Here is a 21,718-nt window from a genome sequence, read left to right on the forward strand (position 1 = left end):
CCGCCATGTGGTTCACCAAAGTCAGCCTGAAAAATCCCGTGTTCGCCACGATGGTGATGCTCGCCATCGTCGTGCTGGGTTTGTTCTCATACCAGCGCCTCAAGGTCGATCAGTTCCCCAACATCGACTTCCCGGTGGTGGTGGTCACCGTGGACTATCCCGGAGCGTCGCCCGAAATTGTCGAGAGCGAAGTCACCAAGAAGATCGAGGAAGGCGTCAACTCGATTGCGGGCATCAACGCCCTCACCTCGCGCAGCTACGAAGGCACGGCGGTTGTCATCATCGAGTTCCAGTTGCACATCGACGGCCGCAAGGCCGCCGAGGACGTGCGCGAGAAGGTGGCCACTGTGCGCCCCAACCTGCGCACGGAGGTCAAGGAACCGCGTGTGCTGCGTTTCGACCCCGCGAGCCGCGCAGTGTGGTCGCTGGCCGTGTTGCCCGACGAAAAATCCGGCCGCAGCGCGGTGGAGCTGACCACCTGGGCCGAGCAGGTGCTGAAAAAGCGCCTGGAGAACGTGCGCGGCGTGGGCGCGGTGAACCTGGTGGGTGCCACCAAGCGCGAAATCAATATCTACCTGAACCCGCAGGCGCTGGAAGCCTTCGGCGTGACGCCCGAGCAGGTGGCCAGCGCTGTGCGCAACGAAAACCAGGACCTGCCCGTGGGCGCCATCCGTTCGCTGGCGCAGGAGCGCGTGGTGCAGATCGACGCGCGCATGGAGCGGCCCGAGGACTTCGGCAAGATCATCGTGGCCCGCAAGAACGGCGCCCCGGTGCGCCTGGACCAGGTGGCCCGCGTGAACGACGGCGCGCAAGAGGTTGAAAGCCTGGCTTTGTACAACGGCCAGCGCACCCTGCTGCTGTCGGTGCAGAAGTCGCAGGGCGAAAACACCATCGAGGTGGTCGATGGCTTGAACGCGGCCGTGGCCGATCTCAAGAACCAGTTGCCCCCCGGCGTGCGGCTGGAGAGCATTGGCGACAGTTCGCGCCCCATCCGCGTGGCGGTGAACAACGTGCGCCAGACGCTGATCGAGGGCGCGATCCTCACGGTGCTTATCGTCTTCCTGTTCCTGAACTCCTGGCGCTCCACCGTCATCACGGGGCTGACCCTGCCGATCGCGCTGATCGGCACGTTTTTGTTCATGAACATGTTCGGCTTCACCATCAACATGATCACGCTCATGGCTTTGAGCCTGTGCGTGGGCCTGTTGATCGACGATGCCATCGTGGTGCGCGAGAACATCGTGCGCCATGTGCAGATGGGCAAGGGCGCGTATGACGCGGCCATGGACGGCACGCAGGAGATTGGCCTGGCCGTGCTGGCCACCACCCTGTCCATCGTGGCGGTGTTCATGCCCATCGGGTTCATGGGCGGCATCATCGGCAAGTTCTTCCACGAGTTCGGCATCACCATCGTCGCGGCGGTGATGATCTCGATGTTCGTGAGCTTCACGCTCGACCCCATGATGTCGAGCATCTGGCACGACCCGAGCATCCACGCGCACGGCCAGAAAACAGAACCCGTCACCCTGTACGACAAGACGATTGGCCGCGTCACCGGCTGGTTTGACCGCGCCACCGATGCCATGGCCGAGGGCTATCAGCACATCCTGCGCTGGTCGCTGGTGCACAAGCTGGCGACCATGGCCATTGCCGTGGCGATCTTCGTGCTGAGCGTGGTCATGGTGCCGCTCCTGGGCACCGAGTTTGTGCCCAAGGCCGACTTTTCCGAGACCAGCCTCAACTTCTACACGCCCGTGGGTTCGTCGCTCGAAGCCACCGAAGCCAAGGCCAAACAGGTGGAAGGCATCCTGCGCGAGATGCCCGAGGTGCGCTACACGCTGTCCACCATCAACACGGGCAGCGCCCAGGGCAAGATCTACGCCAATATCTATGTGCGCCTGGTGGACCGCAAGGACCGCAGCCGCAGCGTGGACCAGATGTCCGACGTGCTGCGCGAACGCCTGAAAACCGTGCCCGGCATCACCATCACCCACGTGGGCCTGCTGGATGCCGTGGGTGGCAACAAGCAGGTGGAGTTCTCGCTGCAAGGCCCCGACCTGCAGGAGCTGGAACGCCTGACCAAGGTGGTCACCGAGAAGATCCGCGACATTCCCGGCCTGGTGGACCTGGATACCAGCGCCAAGCCCAACAAGCCGGTGATTGCACTGGAGGTCAAGCGCGATGTGGCGTCGGACCTGGGCCTGTCGGTGGCGCCCATGGCTGCATCGCTGCGCACCCTGGTCGCAGGCACCACGGTGGGCAACTGGCGTGCGCCCGACGACCAGACCTACGACGTGAACGTGCGCCTGGCCCCTGAGGCCCGCACCCAGCCCGCCGACCTGGAGCGCCTGCCCTTTGCGCTCACGGCCGCCGACGGCACCACGCGCATCGTGCGCCTGAACCAGGTGGCCCGCGTGACCGAATCCACCGGCGCCAACCAGATCAACCGGCGCGACCTGACCCGCGAAGTGGCCGTGAACGCCAACGTGTCCCAGCGCTCGGCTGGCGAGGTGTCGGGTGACATCAAGAAGGCGCTCGACACCGTGGCCTTCCCGCCCGGCTACCGCTACCAGTTCGGTGGCTCCACCAAGAACATGGCCGAATCGTTCGGCTACGCCATCTCGGCCCTGGCCATGGCCATCATCTTCATCTACATGATCCTGGCGAGCCAGTTCAAGAGCTTCCTGCAGCCGCTGGCGCTCATGACCTCGCTGCCGCTCACGCTGATTGGCGTGGTTCTGGCGCTGTTGATGTTCCGCTCCACGCTGTCGATGTTCTCCATCATCGGCGTGGTGATGCTCATGGGCCTGGTGACCAAGAACGCCATCCTGCTGGTGGACTTTGCGATCCGCGCCCGCGAAGAGCATGTGAACGACGCAGGTCAGACCGTGCTCGGCCTGCCCCGTGCCGAGGCCCTGCTGCTGGCCGCCCGCGTGCGGCTGCGCCCCATCCTCATGACCACGCTGGCCATGATCTTTGGCATGGTGCCGCTGGCGTTTGCGCTCTCCGAAGGCTCCGAGCAACGTGCGCCCATGGGCCAGGCGGTGATTGGCGGGGTCATCACCTCGTCGCTGCTCACGCTGGTGGTGGTGCCGGTGGTGTATTGCTACATGGATGATCTGGCCCGCTGGGCGCGCCGCAAGTTCGCCGGTGCGCCTGCAACGCCCAGTAAAATCGAGGGTTTGTCCTAGACGCCCGCCCCACGGAGATATTCCATGAACATGCCCCTGAACACGTCCGCCAACATCAGCGACCCCGTCGCCCAGGCCCGCTACAACATGATCGAGCAGCAGATCCGCCCCTGGAACGTGCTCGACGCCGACGTGCTCGACCTGCTGGCCGTGGTGCGCCGCGAAGACTTTGTGCCCCCAGCCTACCGCAGCATGGCATTCATGGACATCGAAGTGCCCCTGCTGGGCGCCAACAGCGAAGAGGCCGTGCGCCAGGGCCACAGCATGCTGCAGCCGCGCGTGGAAGCCCGCATCCTGCAAGACCTGCAAATCAAGCCCACCGACCGCGTGCTCGAAATCGGCGCAGGCTCGGGCTACATGGCCGCCCTGCTGGCCCACCGTGCCGAGCGCGTGGTGTCCCTCGAAATCAACCCCGAACTGGCCGAAATGGCCCGTGAGAACCTGCGCGACGCCGGCATTCAGAACGCCGATGTGCGTCAGGGCGACGGCGCCCGCGATGCGGTCCCGGACGGCCCGTTCGACGTGATCGTGCTCAGCGGCTCGGTGGCCGAAGTGCCCGCCGCCCTGCTGGCGCTGCTGAAAGACGGCGGCCGCCTGGGCGCTATCGTGGGCAACGATCCCGTGATGCGCTTCACCGTGACGCGCCGCAGCGGCGACCGTTTCGAGACCACCTCGCCCTGGGACACCATCGCGCCCCGCCTGGTGAACTTCCCCGAGCCCTCCGGCTTCACCTTCTGATTACCGTCCTTCGGAGTTCTGCATGATCGATCACGTCCGCCCTGCCCAGCTGTCTGCCTGGTTCGCCACGGCACCCGAAGGCAGCCAGCCCCTGGTGCTGGACGTGCGCGAACCCTGGGAGCTGCAAACCGCCAGCGTGCGCGCTGAGGGCTTCGAGCTGGTGGCCATCCCCATGGGCGAGCTGCCCGCGCGGCTGGCCGAGCTGGACGCTGCCCTTCAGGCGCAACGCCCCATCGCCTGCCTGTGCCACCACGGCGCACGCAGCCTGCGGGTGGCCGCGTTTTTGCAGCACAACGGTTTTGAACGGTTGGCCAACATCACTGGCGGCATTGAGGCCTGGTCGCATGAAAACGACCCCGCCGTGCCCCGGTACTGACGTTTTGCCACGGCCCACGACCGCCCCGCTCGCTCGCATCTTCCATCGAACCGCAGACCCTTCCGAAGGACCTCCATGACACCGTTCCGGCCTCTTTCCCTGTCCCTTCTGTCCCTGGCACTGGGTGCGGCGCTCACCGCCCCGGCGCAGGCCCAGAGCCTGCTGGAGCTGGTGGAGTCGGCCCGCACCTATGACACGGCCTGGCAGTCGGCCCGCGCCCAACTGGATGCGGCCGGCCGCAAGGCCGACCAGGCCCGCGCGGGCCTGCTGCCCTCGGCGGCGCTCACGGGTGGCCTTACCCGCAGCAATGTGGAGCTGAGCAAGCCCAAAATTGAAAACACCGGCACGGCACAGACGGTGGGCATCAATGCCTCGCAGCCGCTGTACCGCCCGGCCAACCGCATCACCCTGGAGCAAGGCCAGCGCGGTGTGGACGTGGCCCAGGCCCAGCTCGATGCAGCCACCCAAGACCTGCTGGTGCGCGTGAGCCAGGCCTACTTTGACGTGCTGGCCGCGCAGGACACCCTGACCTTTGTGCAGGCCCAGAAAGCCGCCGTGTCCGAACAACTGGCCTCGGCCAAGCGCAATTTCGAGGTGGGCACCACCACCGTCACCGACTCCCGCGAAGCCCAGGCCCGCTACGACCTGGTGATCGCGCAGGAGATCGCCGCTGAAAACGATCTGCGCGTGAAGCGCCTGGCGCTGGACCAGCTCGTGGGCATCACCGGCACCCAGCCGCGCCCCCTGGCCCTGCCCCTGCAGCTGCCCAGCGTGCAGCCCGCCAACGTGGCCACCTGGGTGGACACGGCGCGCGACCAGCAGCCCGGCGTGCGCCAGGCCGCCATTGCGCTCGACATCGCCCGGCTGGAAACCAAAAAAGCCGAAACCGGCCACCTGCCCACCGTGGACCTGCAGGCGGGTTACAACGTCACGCGCAACCTCAACGGCACCATCAGTGCCCCCGGCGTGACCAGCCGCAGCAACGCCGCCAGCGTGGGCGTGGCACTGAACATGCCGCTGTTTGCGGGTTTTGCGGTGCAAAACCGCGTCAAGGAAACCCTGGCCCTGGAAGAAAAAGCCACGGCCGACCTGGAAACCGCGCGCCGCAATGTGGCCCAGGCCACGCGCGCGGCCTACTTCGGCGTGCAGTCCGGCCAGGGCCAAGTGCAGGCGCTTGAAGCCGCCGAGGCCTCCAGCCAGAGCGCGCTGGATGCCAACAAGCTGGGCTATCAGGTGGGCGTGCGCATCAACATCGACGTGCTCAACGCCCAGAGCCAGCTGTTCCAGACCAAGCGCGACCTGGCCCAGGCGCGCTACAACGTGCTGCTGGGCACGCTCAAGCTGCGCCAGGCGGCAGGCACGCTCACGCAACAGGACATCGAAGCCATCAACGCGCTGCTGGTGAAGTAAGCCCTCAGATCACCGCATCGGGGATGTTGCTCTCTTCCCCGGCCAGCACCTGCGGGTGCGCGCGCAGCTGGTCGGCCGCCATGGGCCGCCCCAGCAGGTATCCCTGCTGGTAGTCGCAGCCTTCGGCCTTGAGGATTTCGTACTGGCGCCAGGTTTCTACCCCCTCGGCCACCACGTTGAGGTGCAGGCTGTGCGCCATCGAGATGATGGCGCGCACCAGCGAATGGTTGCGGCTGCTCTCCTGCAGGCCCATCACAAAGCTGCGGTCGATCTTGACGGTGTTGAGGCTGAAGCGTGAGAGGTAGCTCAGAGAGGAGTAGCCGGTGCCGAAGTCGTCCAGCGACAGCCCCACCCCGGCGTCGTGCAGGCGGTGCAGCAGCGCGGGCAGGTCTTCCTGGTCGCTGGCTAGCAGGGTCTCGGTCAGCTCCAGCTCGATGCACGCGGGGGGCACGCCATAGCGCTCCAGCAGGGCAAACACCTGGCTCTCAAACCCGGGCTGCGCAAACTGCCGCACCGACACATTGATGCTGACCACCGGTGCCAGACCCGGCTGGGCCCGCCACTGCGCGGCCTGGCGGATCGCCTCTTCCAGAATCCATTGCCCCACTTCCAGGATGAGCGATGACTCCTCGGCAGCCGGGATGAAACGCCCGGGCGGCACCCAGCCGAGTTGCGGGTTTTCCCAGCGCACCAGTGCCTCGGCCTTGGTCATGCGGCCGGTGCTGCAGCTGTAGATGGGCTGGTAGTGCAGGCGCAGCTCCCCGCGCGGCACGGCCTGGCGCAGGGCAGACTCCAGCCGCAGCGATTCGGCCAGGCGTTCGTCCATGTCCGACTCGAAGAAACACCAGCTGCCCCGCCCGCGCGCCTTCGACTCGTACATGGCCACCTCGGCGTGCTGTAGCAGCACCGAGGCCTTGAGGCCCTCGCGCCCCGAAAACGCGACGCCAATAGTGGCTTCGATCTGGTACTCCATGCCGTCGGCGGAACAGAACTGGCGCCGGATCAGCTGCAGCAGCGCCAGCGCACGGGCCTCGACCTCCAGGATGCTCATGAGCGATGGCAGCCCCGCCATCACCAGCGCAAACTCGTCACCGCTCAGACGCGCCAGCAGGTCGCCGGGCTTGAGCTGGGCCTGCAGGGCCCGGGCGATGTCGCGCAGGATCTCGTCGCCGAAGGCGTGGCCCAGCGTGTCGTTCACCTTCTTGAAATGGTCCAGATCGATGAGCAGCACGGCGCACTGCGTGTGCTGGCGGTGCGCGATCCAGAGCACGGCGTCGAGCTGCTGCTCCAGAAAGCGCCGGTTGGGGAGGCCCGTCAACTGGTCGGTGTTGGCCTGGTGCAAGCGCTCCTCCTCGCCCCGCTTGCGCTCGCTCAGGTCGCGGATCAGGCCCAGGATGACGGGATAGCCCAGATCCATGTAGCTGGAGAAGATGATTTCTGCCGGGAACGGCTCGCCCCGCGCAGGGGTGACCGAACGCTCCAGGCGCATGGGCTCGTCCATGGGGCCCGACTGGACCATGGCATTGACCTTGCGGAACATGGCCTCGGCCTCTTCCTGCTCCTGGGTCAGCAGCGGCACCTGCTGGCCCTCCAGCTCTGAGGGGGAGGTGTGGCCCGCCAGCTGGGCAAACCGGTCGTTGCAAAACAATATCTTGCCGTCGAGCCTGCGGGCCACCAGCGCGTCGGGCAGGTGCTTGATCACGTTCGACAGCCGCTGCCGCGTCTGCGCAATGGCTGCGTCCACCAGCACCAGCCCCAGCAACACGCTGGAGACCCAGCCCACGGCCAGGATGTCCGGGTTCTGAAACGGCGTGCCAATGGTGGACGGGTCCAGGAAGTAGAGCAGGAAGGCCCCGGTCTTGAGGGAAAACGCCGCCGCCAGCAGCCGGTAGTGCATGCGCAGGCAGAGGTAGGCCGACACCCCGTACACCAGCATCATCAGCCCCAGCACCAGGATGCTTCCCGCGTTTTTGTCCCCCCCAAAGCCCACCACCGCGATCAGAAACGCCACGCCCAGGCTGCGCCCGATCAGGGTGCCGGGGCCGATGATGCGGCCCCTGAGGAAGTTGGTGCCCCCGTGCAGGCTGGCCAGAAAGAAGCCGGTGAGCAGCGTGGCCACCGCGCCCAGCCACGGCGATTCAGGCTGCAGGTGGTAGCGGTAGCCGGTGAAGGTGGCCCCGGCGAGCGACAGGTGGGCAATGCCCCAGAGCAGCGTGGCCTGGTTCAGGCGGGCACTGCTCCAGCCGATCAGGAACGCCACGCCCAGAATCGCGAGTGCCGCAACGCCCAGGTCGTGAACAGGAACCACAGGACACCGCCAGTTACAGTTGTTTCACGCCATCCTAGCGGGTGCGGCTTACTTTGTGCTTAGGGTCTGCCGCAATCAAGCGATGGCAAGCCGATGATGGGCGGCCCGTGTTTCACGGGCGCCAAGCCGTCACCGGCGCTGCACCAGGCCCAGCACGGCCTGCGCCGTGGCCTGCGCCGCCCCCCGGTGGGCGGTGGAAAAGCGGCTGGCGCGCTCACTGGCCGCCGCGTGGGCGGCCGGGTCCAGGGCCAGACCTGTGGCCTGGGCGATGCCCTCGGCCATGTCGCCAACGCGTTGCGCAGCGCCAGCGGCGCAGGCCAGTTCGGCCGCCTCGGCAAAGTTGAAGGTGTGGGGCCCCAGCACCACCGGGCAGCCGCAGGCGGCGGCTTCGATGAGGTTCTGCCCCCCCAGCGGGGCAAAACTGCCGCCCAGCATGGCGACATGGGCCAGGCCGTAGTACAGCGCCATCTCGCCCAGCGAGTCGCCCAGCCATACGTCGGCGGCGCCGGGTGCGCCCGTCCAGGTGCTGCGGCGGGACACGGTGAGGCCTGCCTGCAGCAGCAGCTGGTGCACCTCGTCAAAACGCTGCGGGTGGCGTGGCACGATGAGCCACTGCACGGGGTGTACGGTGCGTGCGGCGTCCTCTCTATCCTCAGTCGATGGTGCTTCACTATTGATAGCGGCTTGGGCAAGCTGGACGCTCGCAGAGGCCGTTTTTGACCTCAATTTTTCCAGCCACAGCGCCTCTTCACCTTCGCGGCTGCTGGCGAGCATGACCACGGGGCGCTGCGCCTGTGCGCGCCAGCTGCGGCCCTGCGCCAGTTGGGCGGCGTCGGGCACCACGTCGAACTTGAGGTTGCCGAACACGCCTGCCACCCGTGCGCCGATGGCACGCAGCCGCTGGGCGTCGTCCTCGGTCTGGGCCCAGACGGCGGCCAGGTTGCTGTAGGCGGGGCGCGCCAGTGCGGCCAGGCGCTGCGCGTTGCGCAGGGATTTGGCATTGAGCCGCGCATTGGCCAGCACCAGTGGCACCCTGTGCGCGCGGCAGCCGGCCACCAGGTTGGGCCAGACCTCGGTCTCCATCAGGATGCCGATGGCCGGGCGGAACTTGCGCAGGAACCGCGACACGGCGCCGGGGGTGTCCCAGGGCTGCCATACCTGCACGTCGCCGGGCTGCAGCAGCTTTTCGCCTTCGGCCCGGCCGGTGGCGGTGCCGTGGGTGAGCAGCAGGCGCATGCCGGGCAACTGCTCGCGCAACGCGGCCAGCAGGATGGCTGCGGCCCGCGTTTCGCCCAGGGATACCGCATGGATCCATACAAACCGGCCCAGCGGGTCGGAGCCGCTGTGCATCATCAGGCTGTCGATGGGCGCGGGATAGCGGCCAAATCGCTCGCCAATGGCGACACCGTACCCTGGCTCGGCCTTGGCGCGGCGGCGCAGCTTGCGGCGCAGCAGGGGCTGGGCGCCCCAGGTCACCACCGAGTACAGGGCGCGGGCGGGGTTCATGCCACGGCGGCCAGGTGCTGGAGGTCCACGGCCACCACGCCGCCACTCCAGCCGCAGTCGCCCCGGGCAGCCCAGACGATGCAGGGCGCATCGCCCTCGGCCGCCACCACGCAGCGGCCGCCGGGCTCCCAGACCGCGCTGCGGCCCGCGCTGACGTAGCCGCCGGACGGCCCGCTGTAGTTGGCCAGCAGCACGGCCATGGCGTGCTCGCGTGCGTAGTCCTGCAGCAATGCCGATTCGGGGCCGTAGCCCTGGTGGCTGATCAGGGCCCCGGCCGCATACAGCGCTGCGCCTGCGCCATGCGCGGCACGGGCGTGTTCAGGGTGGGTGATGTCTGCACACACCGCCATGCCCGTGGGCTCGCCCGCGAGCAGATGCACCTGCGCGTCGTGGGTGCCCGCACTGGCAAAACGCTCTTCGCTGGTGTGCAGGTGCCGCTTGCGGTACAGCGCCACGCTGCCATCGGGTGCCAGCACCCAGGCGCCAATCGCAGGCAAGGCGCCCGCCTGCACGGGCGCTGCGGGCCCACCCACCACGATGGCCATGCCCTGCTCGCGCGCAGCCTGACGCAGGGGGGCCAGCGCTGCATGGTCGGCATCCAGCACGTTGGCGGCCAGCACTGCGGGCTCGTAGCCGGTGAGCGACAGTTCGGGGAACACCAGCACCTGCACGCCCTCGCTGGCTGCCACCCGCACAAAAGCCAGGTGGATCAACACATTGCGGGCCACGTCCCCGGGGACGGACGGCGACTGTGCAGCGGCGATGCGCAGGGGGGTGGACACGGTGGGGTTGTTCACGCGGGCAGCTCGGTCAGGAAGGTGGCGAATACGGACTTATCGAAGCGCGCTCAGTGGCTGGCCGCGCCCACATGGGCGTCGGGCTTGACCTTGTGCAGCAGCGCCAGCATGGCGGCCTCGATGCGCGCCAGCGCCTCGGGGGTGTGGCCTTCAAAGCGCAGCACCAGCACGGGCGTGGTGTTGCTGGCGCGGATCAGGCCAAAACCGTCGGGCCAGTCCACACGCAGGCCGTCGATGGTGCTCACCGTGGCGGGCCCGGCAAACTGGCCTGCGGCCAGGGCCTGCAGCTCGGCCGTAAGCCGGTGGGGTTCGCCCTCGGCGCAGGCCACGTTCAGTTCGGGCGTCGAGAAGCTGGTGGGCAGCGCGTTGAGCACGGCGCTCGGGTCCTGGGACTTGCTCAAAATCTCCAGCAGGCGGCAGCCCGCATAGGTGCCGTCGTCAAAGCCGTACCAGCGCTCCTTGAAGAAGATATGGCCGCTCATCTCGCCGCCCAGTGGGGAGTTGGTCTCCTTCATGCGGGCCTTGATGAGCGAGTGGCCGGTCTTGAACATCACCGGCACGCCGCCAGCGGCCGCCACGGCAGGCGCCAGGCGTTGGGTGCACTTCACGTCAAAGATGATCTCGCCGCCGGGCACGCGAGAGAGCACGTCCTGCGCAAACAGCATCATCTGGCGGTCAGGGAAGATGTTGGTGCCGTCCTTGGTCACGATGCCCAGGCGGTCGCCGTCGCCGTCAAAGGCCAGGCCCAGTTCTGCGTCGCTGGTCTTCAGGGCATCGATCAGGTCGCGCAGGTTCTCGGGCTTGCTCGGGTCGGGGTGGTGGTTGGGGAAGTTGCCGTCCACCTCGGAGAACAGCTCGATCACCTCGCAGCCCAGGGCCCGGAAGATGGCCGGGGCCGAGGCGCCCGCGATGCCGTTGCCGCAGTCCACCACAATCTTCATGGGGCGGGCCAGCTTCACGTCGCCCACGATGCGTTCGCGGTAGGTGGGCAGCACATCCACGCTGCGCACCGAGCCGCCGGGCAGCAGCTGCCAGCTTTCCTGTTCCATGGTGCGGCGCAGGCCCTGGATTTCTTCGCCATAGATAGCGCGGCCATTCAGCACCATCTTGAAGCCGTTGTAGTCCTTGGGGTTGTGGCTACCCGTGACCTGGATGCCGCTGTTGCACAGCGTGCTGGCCGCAAAGTACAAAAGCGGCGTGGTGACCAGGCCCACGTCGATCACTTCGATGCCCGCCTCCACCAGCCCCTGGATGAGCGCCGCCGACATGGCGGGGCCCGACAGGCGCCCGTCGCGCCCCACGGCCACCGTGGTCTGCCCCTCGGCGCGGGCGGCGGTGCCAAAGGCCCGGCCCAAGCCCAGGGCGACTTCTTCGTTCAGGGTGGAGGGCACGATGCCACGGATGTCGTAGGCTTTGAAAATGGCGGGCGTCGGTTGCACGTCGAAAGACCTTTAGCGATGGGTGTTGAAGAGCCGGCTGCATTGTAGGCGGGGCCCCTGCCCGGGCTTCCCCTGCCCGCTCCATCGGAGCGCCCTCAGGCACATGTCCGAAAACGGCCAGTGCAGCCGGGCCCGCTCTCTATGATCCAGCCCATGACCTTGCCTCCCCTGCCCGCTGCGCCCGGCGCCGACACCCCCTCGGACGAGGGACGCTACCTGGCCGTGCTGGCCCGGGACGCGCGCTTTGACGGGCACTTCTTCACGGCCGTGACGTCCACCGGCATCTACTGCCGCCCGGTGTGCGCCGTGCGCGCGCCCCGGCGCGAGAACTGCCGCTTTTTTGCACTGGCCGCGCAGGCCGAACACGCGGGTTTTCGCCCCTGCCTGCGCTGTCGGCCCGAGCTGGCGCCCCAGGCGCTGGTGTGGTCGGTGCAGGACGCAAGCAGCATCCTGGTGCAGCAGGCCGTGCGCCTGCTGGATGCGCCCGACCTCTGGCCCACCCCCCCCGCACCGGGCGAAGGCAGCGCCACCGTGGCCCGCCTGGCCGAGCGCCTGGGCGTGAGCGACCGGCACCTGCGCCGCATTTTTGAAGCGGCCCTGGGCGTGTCACCCCTGCAATACCTGCAGACCCGCCGCCTGCTCACGGCCAAACAACTGCTCACCGACACGCGCATGCCCGTCACGCAGGTGGCGCTGGCCAGCGGCTTTGCCAGCGTGCGGCGCTTCAACGCGGCGTTTGCGGGGCACTACGGGCTCAACCCCACCCAGCTGCGGCGCAGCGGCACCACCACGGCCGCATCGGCAGCGACCGAAGGCGGCAGCACGCTGCTGCGCCTGGCCTGGCGGCCACCGTTTGATGTGGCGGCGCTGCTGGCGTTTTTTGAACGGCGGCAGTTCCATGGCGTGGAATGGGTGCTGCCCGAAGTGGCCACCCTGCGCCGCACAGTGCGCCTGCCCGCCAGCGTCACCGGCCTGGGCCAGGAGACCACCGGCTGGTTCAGCGCCCGTTTTGACGTGGCGCGCCACCAGGTGCTGCTGCAGACCAGCGACAGCCTGTACCCCGTGCTGCCGCTGGTGATCCGCCGCGTGCGCGCCATGCTGGATCTGGACGCCGACCCGGCCGCCATCAACACCGTGCTGCACAGCGCCTTCCCCAACGGGGACGGCCTGCGCGTGCCCGGCGCGTTCGACGGCTTTGAGCTCGCCGTGCGTGCCGTGCTGGGCCAGCAGATCACCGTGGCCGCTGCACGCACCCTGGGCCAGCGGTTGGTGGAGCGGCTGGGCGAGCCCATCGAAACGCCCTGGCCCGGGCTGAACCGCCTGTTCCCCACCGCCGCCACGCTGGCCGTCGCCGAAGGCGACACCCTGGGCCAGCTGGGCATCGTGCGCCAGCGTCAGGCGGCCATCGTCGCGCTGGCCCGGGCCGTGGACAGTGGTGGCCTCGCCCTGCACGCAGGCGCCGATGTGGCCAGCACCACGGCCGCGCTGTGTGCGCTGCCGGGCATTGGCGACTGGACGGCGCAGTACATCGCCATGCGCGTGCTGCGCTGGCCCGATGCCTTCCCGGCCGGGGACGTGGCGCTGCACAAGGCGCTGGGCGTACAGGGCCAGAAGAACCCGGCCCGGGCGGCCACTGCGGCATCCGAACCCTGGCGCCCCTGGCGCAGCTACGCCGTGCTGCGCGCGTGGGCTGCATTGCCCCAATAGCTATCAAAACAATAGCTACTAGCGCTTACCCATCGCGCGCAGAGGCCCTTTTTTACCGAAAAAGCACAGACAACCGCCATGCAATACCACCCCCACACCGTGCAAGCCCGCGCGGACACGGCCCTTGGGCCAGTGCGCCTGGCCGCCTCGCCCACCGGCCTGTGCGGCATCTGGTTCGAAGGCCAGCGCCACGAGCCCAGCCAGCAGCTCTATGGCAGCGCCGCCTGGGCCGAGGCGGACGGCCACCCGCTGCTGCAGGCGGCCGCCAGCCAGCTGCAGCAGTACCTGTGCGGCGAACGCGATGGCTTTGATCTGCCGCTGGACCTGTCGGGTGGTACGCCCTTCCAGCAAGCGGTCTGGCAGGCCCTGCTGGCCATTGGCCGGGGCGCCACGCGCAGCTATGGCGAGCTGAGCCAGCACCTGGGCCGCCCGCGCGCCGTACGGGCGGTGGGCGCTGCCGTGGGGCGCAACCCGCTCTCCGTGGTCGTGCCTTGCCACCGCGTGCTGGGTGCCGACGGCAGCCTGACCGGTTACGCTGGCGGGCTGGACCGCAAGGCCGCGCTGCTGACGCTGGAGAATGCGCTGGCACCGGCCCAGCCATCCCTTCTCCCTCACACCCCAGGCCAGACAACAGTGAAAGGCATGTCATGACCCCATCCGGCCAACAGCCCGTCTCCAGCTGGATCGCCGAATTCATCCTGCTGGCGGCGCTGTGGGGTGCGTCGTTCTTGTTCATGCGCATGGGCGCCTCGGAGTTCGGGCCCCTGCCCATGGTGGGCCTTCGCGTGGGGCTGGCTGCCGTCTTCCTGTGGCCGATCATGCTGCGCCAGGGCCACTATGCGGCGTTTCGCCAGCATTGGCGCCCCATCATGCTGGCTGGTGTCATCAACTCGGCCATTCCGTTTGCCCTCTTCGGCTGGGCCGTGTTGCACATCCAGACCGGGCTGGCGTCCATCCTGAACGCCACAGTGCCACTGTTTGGCGCGCTGGTGGCCTGGCTGTGGCTGGGCGACCGCATCAACCGGCTGCGCTGGGTGGGGCTGGCGCTAGGCTTTGCCGGGGTGGCCCTGCTGGCCTGGCGCGCGCCTGCGGGCACGGGCTTCAAGACCGACAGTGCCGCCTGGGCGATCGGCGCCTGCCTGCTGGCCTCGGCGTTCTATGGGCTGTCGGCCAGTTTTGCGCGGCGCCACCTCACAGACATCCCGCCCCTGGCCACGGCCACGGGCAGCCAGCTGGGTGCGGCGCTGGGCCTGGCGCTGCCCACGCTCTGGTTGTGGCCTGCGCAGATGCCCGGGCTGCGCGCCTGGGGCGCCATCGTGGCCATTGCCGTGTTGTGCACCGGCATTGCGTACATCCTGTACTTCCGCCTCATTGCCAGCGCAGGCCCCAGCCGCGCCCTGGCCGTGACCTTCATCACACCGGTGTTCGCGGTGCTGTATGGCGCGCTGTTCCTGGGTGAAACCATCACGCCCTGGATGATTGGCTGCGCCCTGGTGATTGTGTGCGGCACGATGTTGTCAACCGGGCTTATCAGGGGGCGCGGTGTCCCCGCCACCACTGCCGAACGCGCCTAAACTCGGTGCATGGTTTCTGCGCCGGGTTCATGCTCTTACCCCACGGCTGTGCCGTGGCGAGACACCGGGTTGGAGGCGTGCCTGTGCGCCCTGCCCGGGAGGTTGAGCACACGCCCCTGCCCTGAGCCAACGCTCTCTCTGGCGCGGGCCGTTCACCATGGCCCATAACGCACTGCTGGCTGGCGGACTGCTGCTCCTGATGGTGCTGGTGCTCGCGCACCTGCAACCGACCGAAATCCTGACCCCCTCCCGCCGCACGCAGGTGCTGGTGGGTGTGACTGGCGGCGTGGTGTCCGCCCTGGTGCTGGTGGTGCTCAACCTGAACGCGCCCGAGCTGGGGGTGGTGGCCTACCCCACGGCCACCGCATTCATGACCTTGTATTTCGGGCCCATCGCAGCGGTGATCACCGCCGTCCTGGCGCTGCTGGCCATGGTCTGGAGCGAGGGCGCTGTCTGGCTGGCAGGCCTGGCCACGCTGGCGGGGGCGGCCGCCTTGGGCGCGCTGTGGCGCACGGTGGATGCCCGCCCTGGCGCCAACCCCTGGCTGGCCATTGCGGGCATGGCGGTCACCCTGCCCCTTGTGGTCTCGCTGTGCCTGGTGGCCACGGGCGGTGCCCCGGTGCCGGGCCCGGCCATCGACTGGCTGCGGCAGCTGCCCTGGTACCACGGTGCGGGCATGCTCATCCTGGGCACGGGCCGGCAGCTGCTGGTGGGCAAGGCGCAGTCGGTGGTGGCGCTGGAGCAGGCACACCGCACGCTGGAAGAGCGCGAGCAGCAGTTGCGCCTGGCCCTTGACTCGCTGGGCGGCGGGCATTGGGAATGGGATGTGCTGGAGCGCCGCTTCCGCTGCGATGGCCACTTTTATGAGGCCTACGGCATCACCCAGGCCGATGCCGACGCCCCCGACCTGTGGACACGCTGGTATGCCCGGCGCCACCCGGCCGACGCCGAGCGCAATGCCGCCAAGCTGGCGCGTGCCATGGACGGGCTGGAGGAAAGCTATGAGGCCGAGTTCCGCGTGCGGGACACGGAAGGCCGCTGGCGCTGGCTGATGTCGCGCGGCACCGTGTCGCGCCGCGACGCACAGGGCAGGCCCACCGCGTTGATCGGCATGGACGTGGACATCACCGCCCACCGCGCGGCCGAGGACGCGCTGCGCTCGTCCGAAGCCAAGTACACCACCTTCTACCAGACGCTGCCCGACCCGGCGGGCATATCGCGCATTTCGGACGGCCGCTATGTGGACGTGAACCCGGCCTTCTGCGAGGTGCTGGGCCGCCCGCGCGAGGAGGTGCTCGGGCGCACCTCAACCGAGCTGCAGATCTGGGCCACCGAGCAGGAGCGCAAGCGGCTCATCGAAGCCTTCAAGCGCGACGGCAAGGTGGACCGCCTGCCGCTGGTGGCGCAGAGCAACGGCGTGCGCATCCCGGGCCTGATGTCGGCACGCTCCGTGCTTGTGGATGGCGAAAACTGCTTTGTTTTCGTTTTCCACGACATGACCGAAGCCCAACGCACCAGCGACGAACTTCGGGCGCTGAACAACCAGCTGCAGCAGGCCGGCCGCCTGGCCCGCCTGGGCGCCTGGGAGGACGAACGCGGCAAGGGGTTGGTGTACTGGTCGGAAACGTGTTTTGACATCCATGGCCTGGACCCCGGCCAGCCGCCGCCCGGCGACTACATCGACCGGCATGTGGCCCCCGCCTACCGCGAGGCGCTGCGCGAAAGGTTCCGCGAAAGCATTCGCTCGCGCACCGCCTGGAGCATGGAGATGGAGGTGCAGCACGCCGACGGCCACCTGCTGTGGATACGCGCACGCGGCGAGCCCGTGATCGAAAACGGCCGGGTGGTGAGCGTGCGCGGCGTGATGCAGGACATCGACGAGGCCAAACGCGCCGAGCAGCGCCTGCGCCAGTCCGAAGAGCGCTTTTCGCGCATTTTCCACCTCATGCCCTACCCCATGGGGCTGTCCCGGCGCAGCAACGGTCAGTATGTGGACATCAACCCCGCCTGGGTCGAGATGCTGGGCATCCCGCGCAATGAGGCGATTGGCCGCACGGGCATCGAGCTGGGCATCTTCACGTCCGAAGAGCGCCAGCACCTTATCGACCAGGTGGACGCCAGCGGCCAGGTCAGCGACCACGAAATGACGCTGAACGTGCGTGGCGGCCTACCCCGCACGGTGTTGCAGTCCATGCGCGCGACCGAATTCGACGGCCAGCCCTGCTGGCTGTTCTCGGTGCACGACATCACCGACCGAAAGCGCGAGGAGGAACAGGTGCGCGAGCGCGAGGAGCTGCTGTCGCTCACCTTCTCCGCCGCGTCGCTGGGGCGGTGGGACTGGAACCTGCAGACCGGCCTGGTCACGGGCGACAGCCGCTGGCGTGCCATGCGCGGCCTGGAGGCCCCTGGCAACGCGCCCTTGTCGGTGCAGTGGACCAACGCCGTTGCGGCCGATGACATCGAACGCATCCAGGCTGAACTGGCGCGCCACACCACCAACCCGGGCACTCCATTTGATGCCACCTGGCGCGTGAACCCGCCCGGCGAAGCCACCCGCTGGGTGCGCAACCTGGGCAAGATCGTGGGGTTTGACAGCCACGGCAACCCCGCCCGCATGCTGGGCGTGGCCATCGACGTGACCCCCCAGCGCGAGCAGGAAGTCATGCTGCAGCGGCTGGCGCTGTTCGATGCCCTCACCGGCCTGCCCAACCGCGTGCTGCTGGCGCGCAAGCTGCAGGAAAGCATGGACCTGGCCCGCGAGAACGGCACCCAGCTGGGCGTGGCCTACCTCGACCTGGACGGCTTCAAGCCTGTGAACGACCGCCTGGGCCATGGCGCGGGTGACCGCTTGCTGGTGGTGGTGGCGGGCCGCCTCACCCGGGCGCTGCGGGGGCTGGACTGTGTGGCACGCCTGGGCGGCGACGAGTTCGTGATCCTCATGCCCGGGCTGGGCTCGGTCAGCGACTGCGAGCGCCTGCTCGAACGCGTGATGGAAAGCATCTCGGCCCCCTACACGCTGGATGCCGAGCGGGTGGTCGTCACGGCCAGCATTGGCTACACCGTGTTTCCGCAGGACGACGCCGATGCCGACGCCCTGCTGCGCCATGCCGACCAGGCCATGTACGCCGCCAAACAGGCCGGGCGCAACCGCTTTCACCAGTTCGATGCGGAACAGGAGCGCTCGGTGCAGCTGCGGCGGGCCCAGGGCCGCCACCTGCGCGACGCGCTGGCAGACGCGCAGTTCACCCTGTACCTGCAGCCCAAGGTGGACATGCGCAGCGGCACCGTGGTCGGCGCCGAAGTGCTCTCGCGCTGGCAGCACCCCGAGCGTGGCCTGGTGCCGCCAGGCGATTTCCTGCCGCTGCTGCAGGGCACCGAGCTGGAGATCGGCTTTGGCGAATGGGTGGCCGAGGCTGCGCTCACGGTGCTGGAGCAGCTGCAGGACCGGGGCCTGCCCATGCCGCTGAGCATCAACATCGCCGCCCAGCACCTGCAGCAGCCCGGCTTTGCCCGCTGGATGGCCCAATGCCTGGCGCGCCACCCCAAGGTGCCCACGCACCTGGTCGAGATCGAGATCACCGAAAGCGCCGCGCTGTACGACCTGTCGGCTGTGGCCGCCACCCTGACCGAACTGCGCGCCATGGGCGTGACGGTGTCGCTGGATGACTTTGGCACAGGCTACTCGTCCCTCACCTACCTGCGCCGCCTGCCTATGGACACGCTCAAGATCGACCAGAGTTTTGTGCACGGCATGATGGGCGACCCCGGCGACCTGGCCATCGTGCAGGGTGTGATCGGCCTGGCCCGCTCGTTCGGCTACCGCGTGATCGCCGAAGGCGTGGAAACCGTGGAACAAGGCCAGATGCTGCTGCAACTGGGTTGCACCCAGGCCCAGGGCTACTGCATCGCCCGGCCCATGCCGCTGGAAGACTTCATCGGCTGGACGCCGGGGTGGCAGCCGCCGGCGGGGTGGCAGCGGAACCGGCCGGTTTGATCAATTTTCAGTTTCTTTCACTTCAAGTGCTCTCCGAGGTTGAACGGAGCACCATCCAACGACTCACCCCGAATCCGCCATGCCATTGGAAACGACCTTGCACTTTGACCAGGACCTCGTTCGCCATGCGGTTGCATGCTTTTGGCGTCGTACGGTAGGGAAAAGAACTCTTCTTGTCGTTTGTGCGCTTGCCGTTTGGTGCGGCATCCTGGTCGCACGCGGAGACCATTCTTGGCAAACCGGTGTTATGGGAACAATCGCAGCAATGGGGTTGTTGCTTTGCGCGACCATCTACGTAGTTCACTACCGAAATGCCATCGCCAAACTGCGAAGCATGGGCTCCCCATCGGCCACGATGAGGGCAGATACCGACGCATTTACTTTTGTCTCGGGTGCTGGCGCCGCCACCCTGCCATGGTCAAGCGTGAAGGAACTCTGGCAGTTCGAGCGGGTGTGGCTTTTAATGTTTTCGCCTGCGCAGTTCAGCACGCTGCCTGTGGCCGATCTGTCACCGGAAATGCAGGCCCTCGTCACGGACCGAATCCAAGCATCGGGTGGGCGTATCCGATAACCCTGAATCACAGTAAAAATAGGCGCTCTGTTTACCCCACCAGCTCCTTCACCTGCTGCAACGCAGCCGGATCTTCCATCGTCGTCAAATCGCCCGGATCACGCCGCTCGGCCACGGCCTGCAGGGCGCGGCGCAGCAGCTTGCCGCTGCGGGTCTTGGGCAAAACCGTCACAAAGTACACGCGCGCCGGTCGGGCCACGGCGCCGAGCTGGCCGTCCACCTGTTTCATCACCTCGCCTTCGAGCTTGAGGCGCGCAGCGTCGTCCGTCAGGCCTGAGGCATCGCGCGCCACGGCAAACGCCATGGCGACCTGGCCCTTGAGGCTGTCGGCCACGCCCACCACGGCCACTTCGGCGATGTTGGGATGCGAGGCAATGCTTTCCTCGATTTCGCGCGTGCCCAGGCGGTGGCCGGCCACGTTGATCACGTCGTCGGTGCGGCCCAGGATGAAGTGGTAGCCGTCGGCGTCGCGGATGCCCCAGTCAAAGGTGCTGTAGATCAGGCGGCCGGGGATGCTCTTCCAGTAGGTGTTCACAAAGCGGGCGTCGTCGCGCCACACGGTCTGCATGCAGCCGGGCGGCAGCGGGCCCTCGATGGCGACCACGCCCTTTTGGTTGGGCCCGGTCAGTTCCTCGCCCGTGGCCTCGTCGAGCAGCTTGACGTGGTAACCATAGACCGCCTTGCCCGGGCTGCCCCAGCGCGCGGCGTTGGCTTCGATGCCGTTGGCCACCGCCAGGATGGGCCAGCCGGTTTCAGTCTGCCAGTAGTTGTCGATGATGGGGATGTTCAGCGCCGCGCCAATCCAGCGTGCCGTGGGTTCGTCCACCGGCTCGCCCGCGAGCCACAGGGCCTTGAGGCTTTTCACGTTGTACTGGGTGAGGAAGGCCGGATCCTGCTTTTTGAGCACCCGCACCGCCGTGGGGGCCGAGAACATGTGCGTGACCTGGTACTTCTCGACAATGCTCCACCACACACCCGCATCGGGCCGGATCGGCAAGCCCTCGTACAGGATGGTGGTCATGCCGGCCAGCAGCGGCCCGTAGATGATGTAGCTGTGCCCCACCACCCAGCCGATGTCGCTGGTCGCGAAGTACACCTCCCCGGGCTTGGCATCGAAGATGTGCTTCATGCTGGCGGCCAGCGCCACGGCGTAGCCGCCGGTGTCGCGCTGCACGCCCTTGGGCTTGCCCGTGGTGCCGCTGGTGTACAGGGTGTAGCTGGGATGGGTGGACTCGACCCACTCGCAGGGCACCGCGGTGTTCAGGTGCTGCTCGCGCAGCGGCGCCCACTCATGGTCGCGGCCCGGCTGCAGGTGCATGGGGGCCAGGCCCCGGTTCACCATCAATACAGCGGCGGGTTTGTGTTTGGAGAGCGCAATGGCCTCGTCCAGCAGCGGCTTGTAGGGCACCACCTTGCCGCCACGCGACCCGGCATCGGCGCTGACCACGGCCACGGGCTCGGCGTCTTCGATGCGTGAGGCCAGCGAGCCCGAGGCAAAGCCACCAAACACCACCGAGTGCAGCGCGCCAATGCGCACGCAGGCCAGCATGGCAAAGGCAGCCTCGGCAATCATGGGCATGTAGATGAGCACGCGGTCGCCCTTCTTCACGCCCAGGCCTTGCAGCACGGCCGCCATGCGCTGTACTTCAGCATGCAGCTCGGCAAAGCTGTAGCTGCGTTCGGTGTCGGTTTCGGTGGAGATGGCCACCAGCGCGGCCTGGCTGGCGCGCGTGGCCAGGTGGCGGTCTACCGCGTTGTGGCACAGGTTGGTGGTGCCGCCCACAAACCATTTGGCAAACGGCGGGTTGCTGTAGTCGCACACCTGCTGGGGCGGCGTCTTCCAGTCGATCAGCTTCGCCTGCTCGCCCCAGAAGGCGTCGCGGTGGTCGATGGACTGGCGGTAGAAGTCGGCGTAGGTGCTGTGTGCGGTCATTGTGGGTGTCTCCTCGGCATCTCTCTCGCCCTGCCAGGACAGCAGGTTTTGAATTCATAATTATTCATGACGGGCTTGCGGCAAACTGACGTTGCGGCGCTGAATGCACTGTGATCAGCGCCTTGCTCCTGCTGCTGCGCCACGTATCCTTGCGCCCTCCCGCCCCTTGCACGC

14 protein-coding genes are annotated in these 21,718 nt (G+C 67.7%); 9 read left to right on the plus strand and 5 right to left on the minus strand.

Translation table 11 applies throughout. The features are described 5' to 3' along the window. Positions 1-5 precede the first annotated feature (5 nt). The 4 genes from CBY09_RS02540 (at position 6) to CBY09_RS02555 (ending at position 5,715) form a co-directional block, all read left to right on the plus strand. Complete coding sequence (locus tag CBY09_RS02540; RefSeq protein ID WP_094286100.1) at positions 6-3,191, plus strand: efflux RND transporter permease subunit; 3,186 nt, start codon at positions 6-8, stop codon at positions 3,189-3,191. 24 nt (positions 3,192-3,215) lie between these two features. Next, on the plus strand, positions 3,216-3,929 hold the full coding sequence (locus CBY09_RS02545) for a protein-L-isoaspartate O-methyltransferase family protein (RefSeq protein ID WP_094286102.1): 714 nt from the start codon (positions 3,216-3,218) through the stop codon (positions 3,927-3,929). A gap of 22 nt (positions 3,930-3,951) precedes the next feature. Then, positions 3,952-4,305, plus strand: coding sequence for a rhodanese-like domain-containing protein (locus tag CBY09_RS02550; protein ID WP_094286104.1), 354 nt, complete (start codon positions 3,952-3,954; stop codon positions 4,303-4,305). A gap of 75 nt (positions 4,306-4,380) precedes the next feature. Further along, positions 4,381-5,715 (plus strand): TolC family outer membrane protein, encoded by a 1,335-nt coding sequence (locus CBY09_RS02555; RefSeq protein ID WP_094286106.1) that lies wholly within the window; start codon positions 4,381-4,383, stop codon positions 5,713-5,715. Between the two features lie 4 nt (positions 5,716-5,719). Here the strand turns inward: CBY09_RS02555 and CBY09_RS02560 are convergent, their stop codons facing one another. The 4 genes from CBY09_RS02560 to CBY09_RS02575 all read right to left on the minus strand — a co-directional run bounded on the left by CBY09_RS02560 (position 5,720) and on the right by CBY09_RS02575 (position 11,765). Then, the gene (locus CBY09_RS02560) at positions 5,720-8,023 is read right to left on the minus strand and encodes a putative bifunctional diguanylate cyclase/phosphodiesterase (RefSeq protein WP_133066227.1); all 2,304 of its coding nucleotides are present in this window, start codon (positions 8,021-8,023) and stop codon (positions 5,720-5,722) included. A 129-nt stretch (positions 8,024-8,152) separates the two neighbouring features. Next, complete coding sequence (locus tag CBY09_RS02565) at positions 8,153-9,529, minus strand: 3-deoxy-D-manno-octulosonic acid transferase (protein ID WP_094286110.1); 1,377 nt, start codon at positions 9,527-9,529, stop codon at positions 8,153-8,155. Further along, positions 9,526-10,326: a carbon-nitrogen hydrolase family protein gene (locus CBY09_RS02570; RefSeq protein WP_094286112.1), complete on the minus strand. Its 801-nt coding sequence runs from the start codon at positions 10,324-10,326 to the stop codon at positions 9,526-9,528. The genes CBY09_RS02565 and CBY09_RS02570 overlap by 4 nt, the downstream gene beginning before the upstream one ends. Before the next feature lie 50 nt (positions 10,327-10,376). Continuing rightward, positions 10,377-11,765, minus strand: a complete 1,389-nt coding sequence (locus CBY09_RS02575; RefSeq protein WP_094286114.1) for a phosphomannomutase/phosphoglucomutase — start codon at positions 11,763-11,765, stop codon at positions 10,377-10,379. A gap of 153 nt (positions 11,766-11,918) precedes the next feature. Here CBY09_RS02575 and CBY09_RS02580 point away from each other — a divergent pair, with 153 nt between their 5' ends. The 5 genes from CBY09_RS02580 (at position 11,919) to CBY09_RS23430 (ending at position 19,611) form a co-directional block, all read left to right on the plus strand. Further along, positions 11,919-13,472, plus strand: coding sequence for a DNA-3-methyladenine glycosylase 2 family protein (locus CBY09_RS02580; protein ID WP_094286311.1), 1,554 nt, complete (start codon positions 11,919-11,921; stop codon positions 13,470-13,472). Positions 13,473-13,550: 78 nt separating this feature from the next. Continuing rightward, positions 13,551-14,123: a methylated-DNA--[protein]-cysteine S-methyltransferase gene (locus tag CBY09_RS02585; protein WP_094286116.1), complete on the plus strand. Its 573-nt coding sequence runs from the start codon at positions 13,551-13,553 to the stop codon at positions 14,121-14,123. Continuing rightward, the gene (locus CBY09_RS02590; RefSeq protein WP_094286118.1) at positions 14,120-15,046 is read left to right on the plus strand and encodes a DMT family transporter; all 927 of its coding nucleotides are present in this window, start codon (positions 14,120-14,122) and stop codon (positions 15,044-15,046) included. Before CBY09_RS02585 ends, CBY09_RS02590 begins: the two co-directional genes overlap by 4 nt. Positions 15,047-15,203: 157 nt before the next feature. Beyond that, a complete protein-coding gene (locus CBY09_RS02595; RefSeq protein WP_094286120.1) occupies positions 15,204-19,040 on the plus strand; it encodes a GGDEF and EAL domain-containing protein in 3,837 nt (1,278 codons plus the stop codon). A 79-nt stretch (positions 19,041-19,119) separates the two neighbouring features. Next, entirely contained in the window at positions 19,120-19,611 is a 492-nt protein-coding gene (locus CBY09_RS23430) for a YcxB family protein (RefSeq protein ID WP_108723906.1), read from the plus strand. Between the two features lie 31 nt (positions 19,612-19,642). On the opposite strand, the gene CBY09_RS02605 is transcribed toward CBY09_RS23430, so the two are convergent. Then, positions 19,643-21,544 carry a propionate--CoA ligase gene (locus CBY09_RS02605; RefSeq protein WP_094286124.1) on the minus strand — a complete coding sequence of 634 codons (1,902 nt, stop codon included), beginning with the start codon at positions 21,542-21,544 and terminating at the stop codon, positions 19,643-19,645. Positions 21,545-21,718 lie beyond the last annotated feature (174 nt).

Origin of the sequence: Acidovorax kalamii (genome assembly GCF_002245625.1) — a bacterium.
In the GTDB taxonomy this organism is placed as follows: domain Bacteria; phylum Pseudomonadota; class Gammaproteobacteria; order Burkholderiales; family Burkholderiaceae_C; genus Acidovorax; species Acidovorax kalamii.

Excerpts from the sequence above, each read along its gene's own strand:
- CBY09_RS02540 (WP_094286100.1), top strand. The coding sequence starts at position 6 with ATGTGGTTCACCAAAGTCAGCCTGAAAAATCCCGTGTTCGCCACGATG.
- CBY09_RS02545 (WP_094286102.1), top strand. The coding sequence starts at position 3,216 with ATGAACATGCCCCTGAACACGTCCGCCAACATCAGCGACCCCGTCGCC.
- CBY09_RS02550 (WP_094286104.1), top strand. The coding sequence starts at position 3,952 with ATGATCGATCACGTCCGCCCTGCCCAGCTGTCTGCCTGGTTCGCCACG.
- CBY09_RS02555 (WP_094286106.1), top strand. The coding sequence starts at position 4,381 with ATGACACCGTTCCGGCCTCTTTCCCTGTCCCTTCTGTCCCTGGCACTG.
- CBY09_RS02565 (WP_094286110.1), bottom strand. The coding sequence starts at position 9,529 with ATGAACCCCGCCCGCGCCCTGTACTCGGTGGTGACCTGGGGCGCCCAG.
- CBY09_RS02580 (WP_094286311.1), top strand. The coding sequence starts at position 11,919 with ATGACCTTGCCTCCCCTGCCCGCTGCGCCCGGCGCCGACACCCCCTCG.
- CBY09_RS02585 (WP_094286116.1), top strand. The coding sequence starts at position 13,551 with ATGCAATACCACCCCCACACCGTGCAAGCCCGCGCGGACACGGCCCTT.
- CBY09_RS02590 (WP_094286118.1), top strand. The coding sequence starts at position 14,120 with ATGACCCCATCCGGCCAACAGCCCGTCTCCAGCTGGATCGCCGAATTC.
- CBY09_RS02595 (WP_094286120.1), top strand. The coding sequence starts at position 15,204 with ATGGCCCATAACGCACTGCTGGCTGGCGGACTGCTGCTCCTGATGGTG.
- CBY09_RS23430 (WP_108723906.1), top strand. The coding sequence starts at position 19,120 with ATGCCATTGGAAACGACCTTGCACTTTGACCAGGACCTCGTTCGCCAT.
- CBY09_RS02605 (WP_094286124.1), bottom strand. The coding sequence starts at position 21,544 with ATGACCGCACACAGCACCTACGCCGACTTCTACCGCCAGTCCATCGAC.